The organism is Arthrobacter sp. zg-Y1143 (genome assembly GCF_030125565.1).
Classification (GTDB): domain Bacteria; phylum Actinomycetota; class Actinomycetes; order Actinomycetales; family Micrococcaceae; genus Arthrobacter_B.
Map to the genome: position 1 here is coordinate 65,678 of NZ_JASKLW010000003.1, position 16,319 is coordinate 81,996.

Sequence of the window (16,319 nt, forward strand, 5' to 3'; positions counted from 1 at the left end):
CATTTGCATTTAGTGTTGCACGGTTTGGTTAAACGTTCAAGTTAATTGGGTTCCCGATCTCCGATAATTTAGCGGCTGGCTCCAACTCTGCGAAACTGGGACACATGTCCCGCTCATCCATACATCTCGTACGCCACGGTGAAGTCTTTAATCCGGACAAGGTTCTCTACGGGCGCTTGCCGGAGTTCCACTTGTCCGATCTGGGCCGCCGGATGGCGGACCGTGTGGCGGAACACTTCAGCGACCAGCGCAGCCAAGGAGCCAACCTGGTTCACCTGGTTGCTTCCCCGCTGACCCGTGCCCAGGAAACCGCTGCCCCTATTGCGGCCGCCCTTGGACTGGAGATCGTCACGGAAGAGCGGATCCTTGAAGCCGAAAACCGCTTCGAGGGAATGTCGCGCATCCAGAGCAAGCTGCGCAACCCCCGCTATTGGCCGCTGCTGCGCAATCCCATGCGTCCGTCCTGGGGCGAACCGTATGCCAAGCAGGTGGCGCGCGTGATGGCCGCCGTCGACGACGCGCGGATGCGTGCGGTGGAACTGGGCGGGGACAACGCGGAGGCGATCCTGGTCAGCCACCAGCTGCCCATCTGGGTGACCCGCCTCGCTGCGGAAGGCAAGAAGCTCTGGCATGACCCGCGCCAGCGTGAATGTACTCTCACTTCCGTCACCACCCTGGACTTCGACGGCGCGGTCCTGACGGGTGTGCGGTACGCCGAGCCCAGTGCCGACCTGCTGCCCGGTGCTGCAAACGTGCCCGGCGCATAATAGAATTACTACGCGTTGTAGAAGTGGCTTCTCCGTGCCGCGATGAAAGCTGGAAATCCTTGAAGAACCGTCAGAGCCCTGCGGGGGACCTAGGCCGCCGCTCGTTCCTGCGCCTCGGCGCCGGACTAGCCCTCAGCGTCCCCTTTGCCGCTGCCGTCGCCGGCTGCTCCACGGATGACCCCCTGGCCGAGCAGGCCAACGCCGGAGACAACAAGAACTACATTGCCGGAGACGGCTCAGTCACCGAGTACGCCCCCGGCGACCGCGGCGATGCCGTGGAGTTCAGTGCCACACTTTTTGACGGCACCGAAGTGAATTCCGCTGACTGGGCCGGCGACGTCGTGGTCCTCAACTTCTGGTACGCGGCCTGCGCCCCGTGCCGGAAGGAAGCCCCGGACCTGGTTGAGCTGCACAATACCTTTGAGCCCGAGGGTGCGCGTTTCTACGGCGTGAACATCCGGGACGAGGCGGCCACGGCCGAGGCCTTCGAACGGAACTTCAACATTCCCTACCCGAGCTTCATGGACAAGGACGGCGGCGTGCTGCTGGCCATGACCAGCTATGTCCCGCCGCAGGCCGTGCCCACCACCCTGGTGCTGGACCGGCAGGGCCGCGTGGCAGCCCGCATCCTCGGACTGGCTGAAAAGGGCACCCTGAAGGCCCTGATCAGCGACGCGCTGGCTGCGTAAGGGCCGTGTCCTTCCTTCCCGCCGCGCTGGCTCCTGCCGCTGAGTCCACCGCCAACGCCTTTGCCGACACGGTGCTGAACGGGTCCGTGCTGCTGGCTGTCCCCGTGGCTGCGCTGGCCGGCCTCGTCTCCTTCCTGTCCCCGTGTGTGCTCCCCCTCGTTCCGGGGTATCTCGGCTACGTCACCGGACTCACCGGGGTGGACCTGCAAAAGCAGCGTCGCGGCCGCATGTTCGCGGGTATCGGCCTGTTCGTGCTGGGTTTCTCCGCGGTCTTCGTTGCCCTGGGTGCCGGGATCGGCCAGCTTGGCGCCTGGTTGAAGGGCTCCGAACAGGGCTGGATCCCGCAGGTCCTGGGCGTGGTGGTAGTGCTGCTGGGCATTGTCTTTATGGGCGGCATGAGCTGGTTCCAGCGTGATCGCAAGATCGAGGCAAAGCCCCCGGCCGGGCTGTGGGGTGCGCCCGTCCTGGGCATCACCTTCGGTCTGGGCTGGGCACCGTGCATCGGCCCGACCCTTTCAGCCGTGCAGTTGCTGTCCTTTTCCGGCAGCGACGCCAGCGCCGCCAAAGGTGCGCTGCTGACCTTCGTCTACTGCCTGGGCCTGGGGCTGCCGTTCCTGCTGATAGCCGTCGGATTCCGGCGGGGCATGGGCGCCCTGGGAATCTTCCGGCGGCACCGGCTCGCGCTGCAGCGTTTCGGCGGAGGCATGCTGATCATCCTGGGCGTGCTGATGATCAGCGGCGTCTGGAACATGTGGATCAACCAGCTCCAAGGTTGGTTGGGTAACGTGACCCTGCCGATCTGATGCACTCAAAGACAGACAGTGAGACCAGAGGAACCATGAGAACACCTAGACCCCGGAATCGGTTGACGTGAAAGCACTGAAGGACCGCCCGTCCAAGTCCCGCCCGCAGAAGGGCCGCAGGGACGACGTCGCGCTGCCCGCCCTGGGCGTGTGGGGGACGCTGCGGTGGGCCTGGGGCCAGCTGACCAGCATGAAGACGGCACTGTTCCTGCTGCTGCTGCTGGCAGTGGCCGCCGTTCCGGGATCCCTGTTCCCGCAGCGCCCGGCAAATCCGTCAGTGGTGACGCAGTACATCAAGGACAATCCCGGCACCGGGCCCTGGCTGGACCGCTTCCAGCTTTTCGACGTGTACTCCTCCGTCTGGTTCTCGGCAATCTACCTGCTGCTGTTCATCTCCCTGATCGGCTGCGTTATTCCGCGGGCCAAAGCTCACTACAAGGCCCTGCGTTCCAAGCCGCCGCGCACCCCGAGCAGGCTTTCCCGGATGCCCGAATACGGCACCATGGCGATTCCCGCCGGTTCGCTCACCCCTGCCGAAGCGGTGCGCGACGCCGCGAAGATCCTGCGCCGGCGCGGCTACCGGGTGGATATCCGGGATGAAGACGGGGAACGGCCCTCGGTCAGTGCCGAGCGCGGCTTCGCGAAGGAACTGGGCAACCTGATGTTCCACACCTGCCTGATCGGGGTCCTCGCCTCGGTGGCCGTGGGCGGCTTGTTCGGTTACAGCGGCCAGAAAATCGTGGTGGAGGGTGAGTCCTTCGTGAACACCCTGGTCAGCTACGACACCTTCACCCCGGGCTCCAACTTCAGCGAAAACCAACTGAGCCCTTACTCGCTGACCCTGGACAAGTTCGACGTCGAGTTTGACCGCGAATCCGAGACGCACTTCGGCCAGCCGCTGGACTTCACCGCCAGCATGACCGTGAAGGACGGCCCCGACGCCGAGGAACAGAAGCAGGTCCTGAAGGTCAACTCACCCCTGACCCTGGGCGGCACCCGCGTGTACCTGGTGGGCAACGGCTATGCGCCCATGGTCACGGTGCGCGACGGCGAGGGCAACGTGGCGCTGGAGGGCCCGGTTGTCGCCGTGCCCACCGACGGCGTGTACACCTCGCTGGCCGTTATCAAGGCACCCGACTCCAAGCCGGACCAGTTGGGCTTTGTGGGCTTCTTCCTGCCCAGTGCAGCCATGGACGAGACCGGCGTGAGCTATTCCTATGATCCGGATCCGCTGGAACCGCAGCTGAACCTGAACTCCTACTACGGTGACCTGGGCCTGGACGAAGGTGTCCCGTCCAACGTCTACGTGCTGGAGACCGAGGACCTGACCCCGCTGAACAACCGCGACCTGCCTGCCGGCGGCATTGTGCTGGATGCCAACGAGACGTACGAGCTGCCGGACGGCAAGGGCTCCATCAGCTTCGACGGGCTCAAGCGCTACGCCGCCCTGGATATCCACTACGATCCGGGAAAGACCGGGGCACTGGTGTTCTCGGTGCTGTCCCTTTCCGGCCTGGCCGCTTCGCTGTTCCTGGCGCGGCGGCGGGTATGGGTTCGCGCGGGAGCACACCCGGACGGCCGTACCATGGTCGAGTACGGGTTGCTTGCCCGCGGCGAGGATCCCCGGCTGACCGGTGAAGCAGCTGCTATCCGTGGCCTGTTGGCCGAAAAGTGGCTGGTGCCGCAGGGCACGGAAGGACAAAATGTTGAGCGGGCCGACGTATCCGCAAACACGGCGGCGGAGTCCGGCCACGAGGCCGGGAACCCCGCACCCCCCGCATCGAATGATGAACCAGGTAAGGACCGGTAATGGACCCCATCGATTACGACCTCGCGCGCTACAGCGAGTTGTTTATGCTGCTTGCGGCCTTCACCTACACGGTCGCCTTCCTGGCCTTTGCGTGGGACCTGGCCAAGAGCAGCAAGATCATCCAGACGGTGGAGAACCGGGTGGAGCAGAAGAACGCAGTGCGTGAAACAGTTCCCGCCGGCAACGGCAACGCCCGGGACTGGGATGCCGAGGCAAGCCGGGGTTCGCAGACCGCAGACGCAGGCATGGGCTACGGCGGTCCGCGGCGCAACGCCGCACGGGTGGGCGTTGCCCTGACCGTGCTGGCTGCCGCCATCCACGCTGCCGCCGTCCTGTGCCGCGGCATGGCGGCCCACCGCGTGCCGTGGGGCAACATGTACGAGTTCTGCACCACCGGCGCCCTGGTGGTGGCCGTGGTCTTCCTGCTGGTGATCACCCGCCGCGACCTGCGCTTCCTGGGCACCTTCGTGCTGGGGCTGGTCCTGGTCATGATGATGGCCGCCACCATCGGTTTCCCCACCCCGGTGGCGCACCTGGTACCCGCCCTGCAGAGCTACTGGCTGATCATCCACGTGTCGGTGGCCGTGCTGGCTTCGTCGCTCTTCACCCTGACGTTCGCCATGTCCGTACTGCAGCTGCTGCAGGCGGACCGTGAATCCCGTATCCGCTCCGGCCGGCCCGCACGGATGGCGTTCATGCGCATTGTTCCGTCCGCGCAGAGCCTGGAGAACCTGTCCTACCGCATCAACGCCGTGGCCTTTGTGCTGTGGACCTTCACGCTGATGGCCGGGGCCATCTGGGCCGAGCAGGCCTGGGGCCGGTACTGGGGCTGGGACACCAAGGAAGTGTGGACCTTCGTGATCTGGGTGGTCTACGCCGGCTACCTGCACGCACGCGCCACCCGCGGCTGGACCGGAACCCGCGCTGCCTGGCTGTCGATCGTCGGCTACCTGTGCGTGATCTTCAACTTCGGAATCGTCAACGTGTTCTTCTCCGGCCTGCACAGCTACTCCGGCCTGTAAGGCACTGAAGCCCTAACGCACCAACGGTCAATAACGCACCAACGCGGAAGGCCCCGTCCCGGATCTCCGGGGCGGGGCCTTCTGCGTTACAGGGTTCCGGCATTGCCGGGGTGCTGCGGCTGAAAAGGGGCGTGCAGCCTAGGCGCCCGGCAGGCCGTCGTCGTTCTGCTTGCCGCTGTCATTCTGCTTTCCGCTGCCTTCCTCGCGTGCTTTCAGCTCCGCTTCGCGGCGCGCGGCCTCTTTCTGGGCCTGGCGGCGGCGGCTCTCCAAGTTGCGCAGGAAGTCCGGGTCGTCGTCGGGGGCGGCAGGACGGCGCGGCTCCCTGGGCCCGGAACCCCCGCCGGTGGGACGGCCGAACAGGAACCACAGCAGGGCTCCGAGGACCGGGACCAGAATGATGGCGAACAGCCAGGAAACCTTGGAGATGCTGCGCACTTCGTTCGAGCGGGACATGATGCACTCGATGACGGCGTAGATGATCACGGCAGCGACAATAATGACGCCGAACAACACAAGACGGGGCATACCAACAGTGTAGAGGAGGGGCGCCTGCCCGGTCCTTTGGCGGCGAAAGGAACAGCAGGGGTACCCAGCGCCTAGAATGAAGGCGTGGCTTTCTGGAAATTTACTGCACTCCGCCTTGGTTTGGTGGCCGTTTTCTTTGCGATCAGCATGTGGCTGGGGCTGGGCATTGTGCCCTCGGCGCTGGCGGCCGCGGTTATCGCCTGGTGCGTGACCTATCTGTTTGCACGCAACATGCGCGACGAAGCCGCACGCACGGTACAGCGCCGGTTCACCCAGGAACGCGCACCCAAGCGCAACCGCGGCGAACTTGACGACGCCGCGGCGGAGGACGGCATGGTGGCGGACCGTCCCGGCGTCGAAACCGACGCGGACCGCCGCCGCGACGCCTAGCCCCGCAACGGCTTAGGCTGCACCGTCCTGCCCCGGCCTAGGCCAGGATGCGGGTGATCACCAGTCCCGCGGCGTAAAGCACGCTGAAGCCCAGGTTGATCAAACCCGTGTGTTTCAGCACCGGAACCAGGCTGCGGCCGGTCTTGCCGGTGAGCATCAGCCCGGCCGGCAGGATGCAGGCCGGCACCAGCAGCAGCACCAGCAGGAGCCAGGGGTAACTGCCGACAATAAACAGCGGCAGCAGCAGGGCCACCGCCAGCATCATGACGTAGCTGATCCGGGCCGGACCGTCGCCCAGCCGGACTGCCAGGGTGCGCTTGCCGGCCACCCGGTCCGTGGGAATGTCCCGGACGTTGTTGGCCATCAGCAGTGCCACGGCAATCAGTCCGGTGCCTACGGCGCCCAGCACGGCGGCAGCGTTGATTTCCAGTGCCTGGGTGTAGGTGGTGCCCAGCGTGGCCACCAGGCCGAAGAACACAAAGACGAACACGTCGCCCAAGCCCATGTAGCCGTAAGGGTTTTTACCGCCGGTGTAGCCCCAGGCCGCCGCCACGCAGCCGATCCCGACCAGGATCAGGAACCACGTGGAGGAGAGCACCACCAGGCCCAGACCGGCGACCATTGCTGCGCCGAAGCACCCGAAGGCCGCGTACTTGACCTGCTTGGGGGTCGCCAGCCGGGAGCCGGTCAGGCGAAGCGGTCCCACCCGGTTGTCGTCGGTGCCGCGGATGCCGTCGGAATAGTCATTGGCGTAGTTGACGCCTATCTGCAGCAGGACGGCAACCAGCGCAGCCAGTACGGCACGCAGGGGCGAGAAGGCTCCGAGGTCATAGGCGGCGGCGGAGCCGATAATCACCGGCGCGACTGCCATCGGCAGCGTCCGGGGCCGGGCGCCTTCTATCCATTGGGCGGCTGTAGCCACAGTTGTAATCCTTAATTTTTCTTCGGTTTTGGAGAGTTATACCCGGCGGTTCAGTGCCGTGCGGCGGCGAGCAACCGCAGCAGGGTCATCCGGTCCGCCTTGCCGTTGGGCAGCAGGGGCAGGGATTCCAGCAGCAGGACCACCTTCGGCACTGCCGCAGCGCCCAGCCGGGCGCGGACGGCCTCACGGACCAGTTCAGGGTCAACACTGCCAACGACGGCGGCGCCCACCCGGGCGCCCCACTCGGCGTCCTCGAGGCCCAGGACAAAGGCCTGTTCCACCCCGGCCACGGTTTCGACCGCTTCGGCCACCACCTGCGCGGAAACCTTGACGCCGCCGCTGACAATTACGTCATCCAGCCGGCCGGATACGCTGACCCGTCCCTCGCCGTCGACCGTCCCTGTGTCATCCGTGCGGAACCAGCGTCGGCCGGAGTTGAACCGGAAACGGTCCCGGGTAAGCTCCGGACGGCCCATGTACCCATCGGCGAGCACGTCACCGGCTATCCACAGCCGGCCGTCTTCGCGGATCACGTCGACGCCGGGCAGCGGAAGCCCGTTGTAGACGCAGCCGCCGCAGGTTTCGCTCATGCCGTAGGTGGTGACCACGTTCAGCCCAAGGCTGCCGGCCTTTTCCAGCAGCGCAGCACCGGCCGGAGCTCCGCCGAGCAGGATCGCATTGAAACGCCGCAGCACGCGCAGCGTCTCCGGGGCAGGATCCTGCAGCAACCGGTGCAGCTGGGTGGGCACCAGCGAGGTGAAGCGGTTGCGGTCCGTCATGTCTTCGGCGGCGCGGGTGAAGACCTCCGCGGTGAACGGGACGGACAGGTCCATAAAGACCGGCTGTGTCCCGGCGTAGAGGGACCGCACCAGGACTTGGATGCCGGCAATGTAGTTCACCGGCAGGGCCGCCAGCCACTGGCCGTCCGCTTCCAGCGCCACCGCAGTGGCCATGGAGGAGGCGGCCAGGGCATCGCTGCTGAGCATGGTCTGCTTGGGGGTGCCGGTGGACCCGGAGGTGCTGATCACCAGGGCAATGTCGTCATTGGGCAGCTCGCCCTCGAACGCCTGGCCCGGGTCGGTGTGCGGCGCGACGGCGGGGCCTTCCCCGGCCAGCGCGTCGGCCAGCGGGGCAAGCAGCATGCCGGCGTCGAAGCCGGGCCTGATGAGGACTGGGAGCAGTTCCAATGCGGTCCTAGAAGTAGTAGGGGAATGAGGACCAGTCCGGGTCGCGTTTGGCCAGGAATGCTTCCTTGCCCTCCACCGCCTCGTCCGTCATATAGGCCAACCGGGTGGCTTCGCCGGCGAAGACCTGCTGCCCGGCCAAGCCGTCGTCGGCCAGGTTAAAGGCGAACTTCAGCATCCGGATGGCCTGCGGGGACTGCCGGGCTATATCGGCAGCGTACTCCAACGCCGTTTTTTCGAGGTCCTCGTGGTCCACGGCTTCATTGACCGCACCCATGGCCACCATGTCCTCGGCGGAGTATTCACGGGCGAGGAAGAAGATTTCGCGGGCTTTTTTCTGGCCGATCTGCCGGGCGAGCAGGGCCGAGCCGTATCCGGCGTCGAAGCTGCCCACTGTGGCGTCGGTCTGCTTGAATTTTCCGTGCTGGCGGGAAGCGATGGTCAAATCGGCAACCACGTGGAGGCTGTGCCCGCCGCCGGCGGCCCAGCCGTTCACCACGGCAATAACCACCTTGGGCATGGTGCGGATGAGCCGCTGGACTTCCAGGATGTGCAGCCGCCCCGCGCGTGCCGGGTCAATGGTCTCCTTGGTTTCCCCTTCTGCATAGCGGTAGCCGTCACGGCCGCGGATCCGCTGGTCGCCGCCGGAGCAGAACGAGTGGCCGCCGTCCTTGGGGGAGGGGCCGTTGCCGGTGAGCAGGACGGTGGCGACGTCGGGGGTCATCCGGGCGTGGTCCATGGCCCGGTACAGTTCGTCCACGGTGCCGGGGCGGAAGGCATTGCGTACCTCGGGCCGGTTGAAGGCAATCCGCACGGCCGGCAGGTCGCGCAGGACGGCGCCGTCGGCGTCGCGCTCCACCTGCCGGTGGTAGGTCATGTCCTGCAGGTCTTCGAAGCCGGATACAAGACGCCACTGCTGCGGGTCGAAAATATCGGACACCTGTGCTGGAAGTTCTGTGCTCACAAACCGAGTTTATCGCCCGGCGCGGTTCGTTCCCGACAACCCGGGCAGCCCGGAACGCACCGCAACCCTCCCGTGCCCCGGGCTGTGTTGCCGGCCGCAGCCGCTTAATCCGCCGCACCCCTGTTCTCTGCAGGGCATCCTGCTCCAAGGTAGTAGCTATGGCTGGCTCCGTTCCGGGGATAGATGGCCCCGCATCAGATGCAATGCTCAAGTTTGGCCGGTTCTTCACCCGATGGGATGAAACCGATGACGGCCGGGCGGTTTTCCGCGAGGGCGGCCGGGAGGGGGACGCCTTCTACCGCAACCGTTGGAGCCACGACAAGGTGGTGCGGTCCACCCACGGGGTGAACTGCACGGGCTCCTGCTCCTGGAAGGTCTACGTCAAGGACGGGATCATCACCTGGGAAGCGCAGGAGACCGACTACCCCTCGGTGGGCCCGGACCGCCCCGAATACGAACCCCGCGGCTGTCCGCGCGGTGCGGCCTTCTCCTGGTACACGTATTCCCCCACCCGGGTCCGGTTCCCGTACATCCGCGGAGTGCTGCTGGAAATGTACCGGGACGCCAAGGCCCGCACAAAGGATCCGGTGCTGGCGTGGGAAGAGATCATCAACGACCCCGAGCGCCGCCGAACCTACCAGCAGGCCCGCGGCAAGGGCGGGCTGGTGCGCTCCAGTTGGGCCGAGGCCCTGGAGATGACTGCCGCCGCGCACGTCTCCACCATCAAAAATTACGGGCCGGACCGCTGCACCGGGTTCTCACCCATCCCTGCCATGTCCATGGTCTCGCACGCCGCCGGGGCCCGGTTCATCAACCTGATCGGCGGGGTGATGAACAGCTTCTACGACTGGTACGCGGACCTGCCGGTGGCCAGCCCGCAGGTTTTCGGCGACCAGACGGACGTCCCGGAATCCGGCGACTGGTGGGATGCCACCTACCTGATGATGTGGGGCTCGAACATCCCGGTGACCCGTACCCCGGACGCGCACTGGATGGTGGAGGGCCGATACCGGGGCACCAAGGTGGTTTCCGTCAGCCCGGATTATGCGGACAACACCAAGTTCGCCGATGAATGGCTGCCGGCCGCCGCCGGTTCCGACGCGGCGCTCGCCATGGCGATGGGGCATGTGATCCTCAAGGAAAACTTCGTGGACCGGAGGGTTCCGTTCTTCGAGGACTACGTGGTGCAGTACACGGACCTGCCGTTCCTGGTTCACCTGGAGGAACGGGATGACGGGACGGTGGTGCCGGGAAAGTTCCTGACCGCGGCGGATCTGGGCCGCAGCCAGAAGAAGGTCTCGGACGCCGCTTTCAAGATCGTGCTGCTGGACCGTGATGCCGGCACCCCGGTGGTGCCCAACGGCTCCGTGGGTTTCCGCTACAACGAGGCCGACGCCGGCAAATGGAACCTCGACCTGCAGGGCGTGGTGCCGGCCCTGTCGGTGGTGGATGCCTCCTCCTACAGCCAGCAGGTTAGCCGCGTGGACCTGCCCGCCTTCACCGATCCGTCCGGTGTCGGATCGGTGGTGCAGCGCGGAGTGCCCGTGCTGGAAGTGGCCGGCCGGACCGTCACCACCGTTTTCGATCTGATGCTGGCGCAGTACGGGGTAGGCAGGGACGGGCTGCCCGGCCAGTGGGCCGCCGGCTACCAGGACGCCGCCACTGCGTACACCCCGGCCTGGCAGCAGGAAATCACCAATGTGGGTGCCGAAGCCGTCATCCGCACTGCCCGGGACTTCGCGGCCAACGCGGAGAAATCCAATGGCCGGTCCATGATCATCCTCGGCGCGGGCATCTGCCAGTGGTACCACGGCGACGTCACCTACCGTGCCATCCTGGCCATGCTGATGCTGTGCGGATGCCAGGGCCGGAACGGCGGCGGCTGGGCCCACTATGTGGGACAGGAGAAGTGCCGGCCCATCACGGGGTGGGCGGCCATGGCCTCTGCGGGGGACTGGAACCGGCCGCCACGGTTCATGGTCGGCACCGCGTTCTGGTACATGCATACGGACCAGTTCCGTTCCGACGGGTATTCTTCGGACGCCATGCAGTCCCCGCTCGCCTCCGGGCACCTGCGCGGAATGCACACCGCCGACGTCATTGCGAAGTCCACCCGGATGGGCTGGATGCCGTTCTTCCCGCAGTTCGATGCCCGGAACTCCCTGGACGTTGCCGACGACGCCGCCGCCGCCGTTGCGCGCGGTGAAGCGGATACCGAAGCGGGGTGGGTTGCGCGGCAGCTGAAGGAGGAAAAACTGCGGTTTGCCGTGGAGGATGTGGACGCCCCGGGGAACTGGCCGCGCACCCTGATCCTGTGGCGTTCGAACCTCCTGGGCTCCTCGGCCAAGGGCGAGGAATACTTCCAGAAGCACCTGCTGGGCACGCTGAACAACGTCATGGGCAAGGACCACGCCGACGCCCGGCCCAAAGACGTGGTGTGGCGCCAGGACGCCCCGCAGGGGAAGTTGGACCTGCTGGTGTCCGCGGACTTCCGGATGACCAGCTCCACGCTGCTTTCCGACGTCGTGTTCCCCGCCGCCACCTGGTACGAAAAGTACGATCTGTCCTCCACCGACATGCACCCGTACGTCCACGCCTTCACCCCGGCCATCGCCCCGCCCTGGGAAGCGAAAACGGACTACGACCTGTTCCGGTTGCTCGCCGAGGAATTCTCCCGCCAGGCGGCCACGCACCTGGGGGTGCGCAAGGACATGGTAGCCACGGCACTCACCCATGACACCCCCGGGGAAATCGCCCAGCCCGGCGGGCACGCGCCGGATTGGAAAGGCACGGACATCCCGGCGGTCCCGGGGCAGAATCTGCCCTCGCTCGCGGTGGTTGAACGGGACTACACCGCCATCGGGGAGAAGTTCACCGCTGTCGGCCCGCTGGCTGAAAAGCTGGGCTTCACCACCAAGTACGTCAAATACGATGTCTCCCGGCCGCTGGTCCAGCTGGCCCGTAAGCACGGCGTCTTTGACCGGGGAGCGGCAGCGGGCAGGCCGGCAGTGGATACCGATGCCCGGATGGCCGAAGCGATCCTGCTGCTTTCCGGCACCACCAACGGGGAACTGGCGGTGCAGGGCTTCCGGACCCTCGAAAAACGGACCGGGATTGCCCTGGCGGACCTGGCCGAAGGCGCGGAGGACCGGCAGATCACCTTCCGGGACACGCAGGACCGGCCCACACCGGTCATTACCTCCCCGGAGTGGTCCGGTTCGGAGACCGGCGGCCGGAGATACGCCCCGTTCACCATCAACATCGAACGGCTCAAGCCTTTCCACACACTGACCGGACGGATGCACTTCTTCCTGGACCACGACTGGATCCAAGACATGGGTGAGGCGCTGCCTGTGTACCGGCCGCCGCTGGACATGCACCGGCTGTTCGGCGAGCCCGCCCTGGGTACCCGCGGCGAGTTATCCGTGGCCGTACGGTACCTGACGCCGCACAACAAGTGGTCAATTCACTCCGAGTACCAGGACAACCTGCTGATGCTCTCCCTTTCCCGCGGCGGCACCTCGGTGTGGATGAGCGAGGAGGACGCCGCCCTTATCGAGGTCTCCGACAACGACTGGGTGGAATGTGTAAACACCAACGGTGTCCTGGTGGGCCGGGCCATCGTGAGTAGCCGAATGCCCGCGGGGGTCTTGTACGTCTACCACGCACAGGAACGGATCATTGACGTGCCCAAGTCCGAAGCCACCGGCAGGCGCGGCGGCATCCACAATTCGGTGACCAGGATCTTGGTCAAACCCACACACATGATCGGCGGCTACGCGCAGCTGTCCTGGGCCTTCAACTATCTCGGCCCCACGGGCAACCAGCGCGACATCGTCTCCGTTGTCCGCAAGCGTTCCCAGGAGGTGGCCTACTGATGCGCATCATGGCCCAGACCGCAATGGTGATGGCATTGGATAAGTGCATTGGCTGCCATACGTGTTCGGTGACCTGCAAGCAGGCGTGGACCAACCGCGCCGGCACCGAATACGTGTGGTTCAACAACGTGGAAACCCGTCCCGGGCAGGGGTATCCCCGCCGGTACGAGGACCAGGAACGGTGGAAAGGCGGCTGGGAACTGAACAGCCGCGGGAAGCTGAAGCTGAAGGCCGGCGGACGGCTGGCCAAACTCTTCGGCATCTTCGCCAGCCCGGTCCAGCCGGAGCTGAATGACTACTACGAGCCCTGGACCTACGACTACGAGAACCTGATCAACGCCCCGGCCGGCAAGGACTTCCCGGTGGCCCGGCCCAAGTCCCTGATCACCGGCGAGAACATGAATATCCGCTGGTCCGCCAATTGGGATGACGACCTGGGCGGTTCGGAGCGCACCAACCGGCAGGACCCGGTGCTGCAGAAGCTGCGCAGCGAGGCCGAGGAGAAGGTCAAGGCGGACTTCGACAACACGTTTATGTTCTACCTGCCGCGGATCTGCGAGCACTGCCTGAACCCCTCCTGCATGGCCTCCTGCCCGTCCGGAGCCATTTACAAGCGCGAAGAGGACGGCATAGTGCTGGTGGACCAGGACCGCTGCCGCGGCTGGCGGCAGTGCGTCACCGGCTGCCCGTACAAAAAGATGTACTTCAACCACCGCTCCGGCAAGGCCGAGAAGTGCACCTTCTGCTATCCGCGCATCGAGGTTGGTATCCCCACGGTCTGCGCGGAAACCTGTGTGGGCCGGTTGCGGTACATCGGGATTTTCCTGTATGACGCCGACAAGGTTACTGAGGCCGCCTCCACCCCCAACGTTCAAGACCTGTACGAGGCACAGTTGGACCTGATGATGGACCCCAATGATCCGGAAGTGGTTGCCGGCGCCCGGGCAGAGGGGATCCCGGAGGACTGGATTGACGCGGCCCGGCGCTCGCCGGTCTACGCCATGGCCAAGACGTTCCGGGTGGCGCTGCCGCTGCATCCGGAATACCGGACCATGCCCATGGTCTGGTACGTACCGCCGCTGTCCCCGATTGTGGACGTGCTCAACGAGCAGGGGCACGACGGCGAGAGTGCGGACAATCTTTTCGGCGCCATCGAGGCGCTGCGGATCCCGGTGGAATACCTGGCCGAACTGTTCACCGCCGGGGACACCGACCTGGTGACCGGGGTGCTGCGCAAGCTCGCTGCCATGCGCGCCTACATGCGCGACATCACCCTCGGTGACGCTCCCGACGAGCGGATTGCGGCCGACGTCGGGATGACAGGTGAGCAGATTGTGGCTATGTACCGGCTGATGGCCGTGGCCAAGTACGAGGAGCGGTATGTCATCCCCACTGCGCACCTGGAGGACGCCCACAACCTCGAGGAAATCGGCTGCTCGCTGGATGTGGAGGGCGGGCCGGGCATGGGACAGACCGGGGTATTCGGTGAAGCCTCCGGCCGGCCGACGCCGGTGGCGGTGGAAAACTTCGACGCGCTGCAGGCGCGGCAGCGCGGGGAGGACCCCACCGGAAACGGCAACCTGGGCGGCCGGGTGAACCTGCTCAACTGGGACGGGCGGGGAACACCGCGCGGACTGTTCCCCGCCAACAACAACCGCGGGGCAGCGGATGCAGACGCCGCCGAGGGCAAAGGCGCGGGGTACGACTCCGCCGAAGGCGACGGACCGGCGTCGGACTCCGGCGGGCGGAACCGTCCCGAGCCACCCTCCTCCGGACCGGGGGTCCGCCCGTGAGCCTGCTGGAGAAGCTGCTGGGCAAACCGGGCAAGGGCACGCTGGCCCCCGAGCCGTACGCCGACCAGCACCCCGCGCGCAGCCGGGCCATTCGGCAGGCAGCTGCCCTGCTGCTGGAGTATCCGGACCGGCAGCTGCTGGACCTGGTGCCAGCCATCCGCTCGGCCCTGGCCGAAGCCGGCGCCGGCAGCAGCGAGCTGGACCCGCTGTTTGGCTGGTTCGCCGACACGCCCCTGCGGGACGTGCAGTCGGCCTACGTGCAGGAATTCGACCTCTCCAAGCGGCACAGCCTGCACCTGACCTACTGGACCGACGGCGACACCCGGCGCCGCGGTGAAGCGCTCGCAGCCTTCAAGGAGATCTACCGCTTGCACGGAGTCCTGCCCGAGGGCACCGAGCTCCCGGACTACCTGCCGCTGGTGCTCGAGTTCGCCGCCAAAGTCTCACCGCAGGACGGCTACGAGATGCTCCAGCGCTACCGGCCGTCCGTGGAACTGCTGCGCCTGGCCCTCCGCGATGACGGGCTGCCCCATGAGGGTGTGCTGACCCTGCTGTGCACCACGCTGCCCGGTGTCTCTCCCGAGGATGCCGCTGCGGTGATGCGTACCGCGGGCTACGGGCCGCCCACCGAAACCGTGGGCCTGGAACCCTACAGTTCGCGGCTGCTGCCGGTGAGTGAAAGGAACAGCCCATGATCGCAGTGGATCTACGGGCGGAAATGCCGCAGGCAACCGTGCCGGAAGCAACCGTGCCGGAAGCAACCGTGCCGCTGGACGTGCCGCCGCCGGGGAATGTGCAGGTGGGCCTGGACGACGTGATGCTCTGGGGAGTGCTGCCCTATCTGGTGCTCGCCGTCCTGATCCTGGGCTCCATCTGGCGCTACCGGTATGACAAGTTCGGCTGGACCACCCGGTCCTCCCAGCTGTATGAATCCCGGCTGCTGCGCATTGCCTCGCCGCTGTTCCACTTCGGCATCCTCGCGGTGATTGTGGGTCACTTTGTGGGACTGGTGATTCCCAAGACCTGGATGGACGCCATCGGGTTGAACGAGGACACCTACCATTTCTTCGCCCTCAGCGTCGGGACCCTGGCCGGCGTAGCCACCCTGGTGGGAATCGTGCTGCTGATCTACCGGCGCCGCACCACCGGTCCGGTGTTTATGGCCACCACCCGCAACGACAAGCTGATGTACATCTTCCTGCTCGCCGCAATCCTCACCGGGCTGGCCACCACCGTCTTCTCCGTCTTCGACACGAACATCGTGAATTACCGGGACACTGTGTCGCCCTGGTTCCGGTCGATCTTCATCCTTCAGCCGGACATCCTGGGCATGACCGCGGCCTCGGTGTCCTTCAAGATCCACACCCTGTTCGGCCTGGTGCTGTTTTCCCTCTGGCCGTTCACCCGGCTGGTGCACGCGTTCACCGCACCGCTGCAGTACCTGTTCCGGCCCTACATTGTCTACCGCTCCCGGGGGAAGCGGCCTCTTCCCGGTGCTGCGCCTCCGCCCCGCGGCTGGGCGCCGGTGGGCACCCCGGACCGCGACCGCCGCGGCGTTCCGCGGAACTGAGT

14 protein-coding genes are annotated in these 16,319 nt (G+C 66.1%); 10 read left to right on the forward strand and 4 right to left on the reverse strand.

The genetic code is table 11. From position 1 onward, the window contains the following. Positions 1–104 precede the first annotated feature (104 nt). The 5 genes from QNN98_RS03885 (at position 105) to ccsB (ending at position 5,091) form a co-directional block, all read left to right on the forward strand. A complete protein-coding gene (locus QNN98_RS03885; RefSeq protein ID WP_283996324.1) occupies positions 105–767 on the forward strand; it encodes a histidine phosphatase family protein in 663 nt (220 codons plus the stop codon). A gap of 59 nt (positions 768–826) precedes the next feature. Beyond that, positions 827–1,456, forward strand: coding sequence for a TlpA family protein disulfide reductase (locus QNN98_RS03890; protein WP_442860158.1), 630 nt, complete (start codon positions 827–829; stop codon positions 1,454–1,456). Between the two features lie 5 nt (positions 1,457–1,461). After that, on the forward strand, positions 1,462–2,259 hold the full coding sequence (locus tag QNN98_RS03895) for a cytochrome c biogenesis CcdA family protein (protein ID WP_283996325.1): 798 nt from the start codon (positions 1,462–1,464) through the stop codon (positions 2,257–2,259). A gap of 76 nt (positions 2,260–2,335) precedes the next feature. Then, on the forward strand, positions 2,336–4,069 hold the full coding sequence (resB, locus tag QNN98_RS03900) for a cytochrome c biogenesis protein ResB (protein ID WP_283996343.1): 1,734 nt from the start codon (positions 2,336–2,338) through the stop codon (positions 4,067–4,069). Beyond that, positions 4,069–5,091 (forward strand): c-type cytochrome biogenesis protein CcsB, encoded by a 1,023-nt coding sequence (gene ccsB / locus QNN98_RS03905; RefSeq protein ID WP_227912640.1) that lies wholly within the window; start codon positions 4,069–4,071, stop codon positions 5,089–5,091. Before resB ends, ccsB begins: the two co-directional genes overlap by 1 nt. A 138-nt stretch (positions 5,092–5,229) precedes the next feature. Here the strand turns inward: ccsB and QNN98_RS03910 are convergent, their stop codons facing one another. Then, a complete protein-coding gene (locus QNN98_RS03910; RefSeq protein WP_227925286.1) occupies positions 5,230–5,616 on the reverse strand; it encodes a PLD nuclease N-terminal domain-containing protein in 387 nt (128 codons plus the stop codon). An 84-nt stretch (positions 5,617–5,700) separates the two neighbouring features. Between QNN98_RS03910 and QNN98_RS03915 the strand changes: the two genes are divergently transcribed. Next, on the forward strand, positions 5,701–6,006 hold the full coding sequence (locus QNN98_RS03915; protein ID WP_227912642.1) for a DUF4229 domain-containing protein: 306 nt from the start codon (positions 5,701–5,703) through the stop codon (positions 6,004–6,006). Positions 6,007–6,043: 37 nt separating this feature from the next. Here QNN98_RS03915 and QNN98_RS03920 read toward each other — a convergent pair whose 3' ends face one another. Genes QNN98_RS03920 through QNN98_RS03930 form a run of 3 tightly spaced genes read right to left on the reverse strand, consistent with a single transcriptional unit; the run spans position 6,044 to position 9,076 of the window. After that, entirely contained in the window at positions 6,044–6,928 is an 885-nt protein-coding gene (locus QNN98_RS03920) for a 1,4-dihydroxy-2-naphthoate polyprenyltransferase (RefSeq protein WP_227912643.1), read from the reverse strand. Between the two features lie 50 nt (positions 6,929–6,978). Next, entirely contained in the window at positions 6,979–8,115 is a 1,137-nt protein-coding gene (locus tag QNN98_RS03925) for an AMP-binding protein (RefSeq protein WP_283996326.1), read from the reverse strand. Positions 8,116–8,122: 7 nt separating this feature from the next. Continuing rightward, positions 8,123–9,076, reverse strand: a complete 954-nt coding sequence (locus QNN98_RS03930; RefSeq protein ID WP_227912645.1) for a 1,4-dihydroxy-2-naphthoyl-CoA synthase — start codon at positions 9,074–9,076, stop codon at positions 8,123–8,125. Positions 9,077–9,234: 158 nt separating this feature from the next. On the opposite strand from QNN98_RS03930, the gene QNN98_RS03935 reads away from it, so the two are divergent. The 4 genes from QNN98_RS03935 to narI all read left to right on the forward strand — a co-directional run bounded on the left by QNN98_RS03935 (position 9,235) and on the right by narI (position 16,317). Then, positions 9,235–12,954 (forward strand): nitrate reductase subunit alpha, encoded by a 3,720-nt coding sequence (locus tag QNN98_RS03935; RefSeq protein WP_283996327.1) that lies wholly within the window; start codon positions 9,235–9,237, stop codon positions 12,952–12,954. Next, positions 12,954–14,747: a nitrate reductase subunit beta gene (gene narH, locus QNN98_RS03940; RefSeq protein WP_283996328.1), complete on the forward strand. Its 1,794-nt coding sequence runs from the start codon at positions 12,954–12,956 to the stop codon at positions 14,745–14,747. The genes QNN98_RS03935 and narH overlap by 1 nt, the downstream gene beginning before the upstream one ends. Further along, positions 14,744–15,442, forward strand: a complete 699-nt coding sequence (narJ, locus tag QNN98_RS03945) for a nitrate reductase molybdenum cofactor assembly chaperone (RefSeq protein ID WP_283996329.1) — start codon at positions 14,744–14,746, stop codon at positions 15,440–15,442. Before narH ends, narJ begins: the two co-directional genes overlap by 4 nt. Before the next feature lie 122 nt (positions 15,443–15,564). Continuing rightward, positions 15,565–16,317 (forward strand): respiratory nitrate reductase subunit gamma, encoded by a 753-nt coding sequence (narI, locus tag QNN98_RS03950; RefSeq protein WP_227925430.1) that lies wholly within the window; start codon positions 15,565–15,567, stop codon positions 16,315–16,317. The last annotated feature ends 2 nt before the right edge of the window (positions 16,318–16,319 follow it).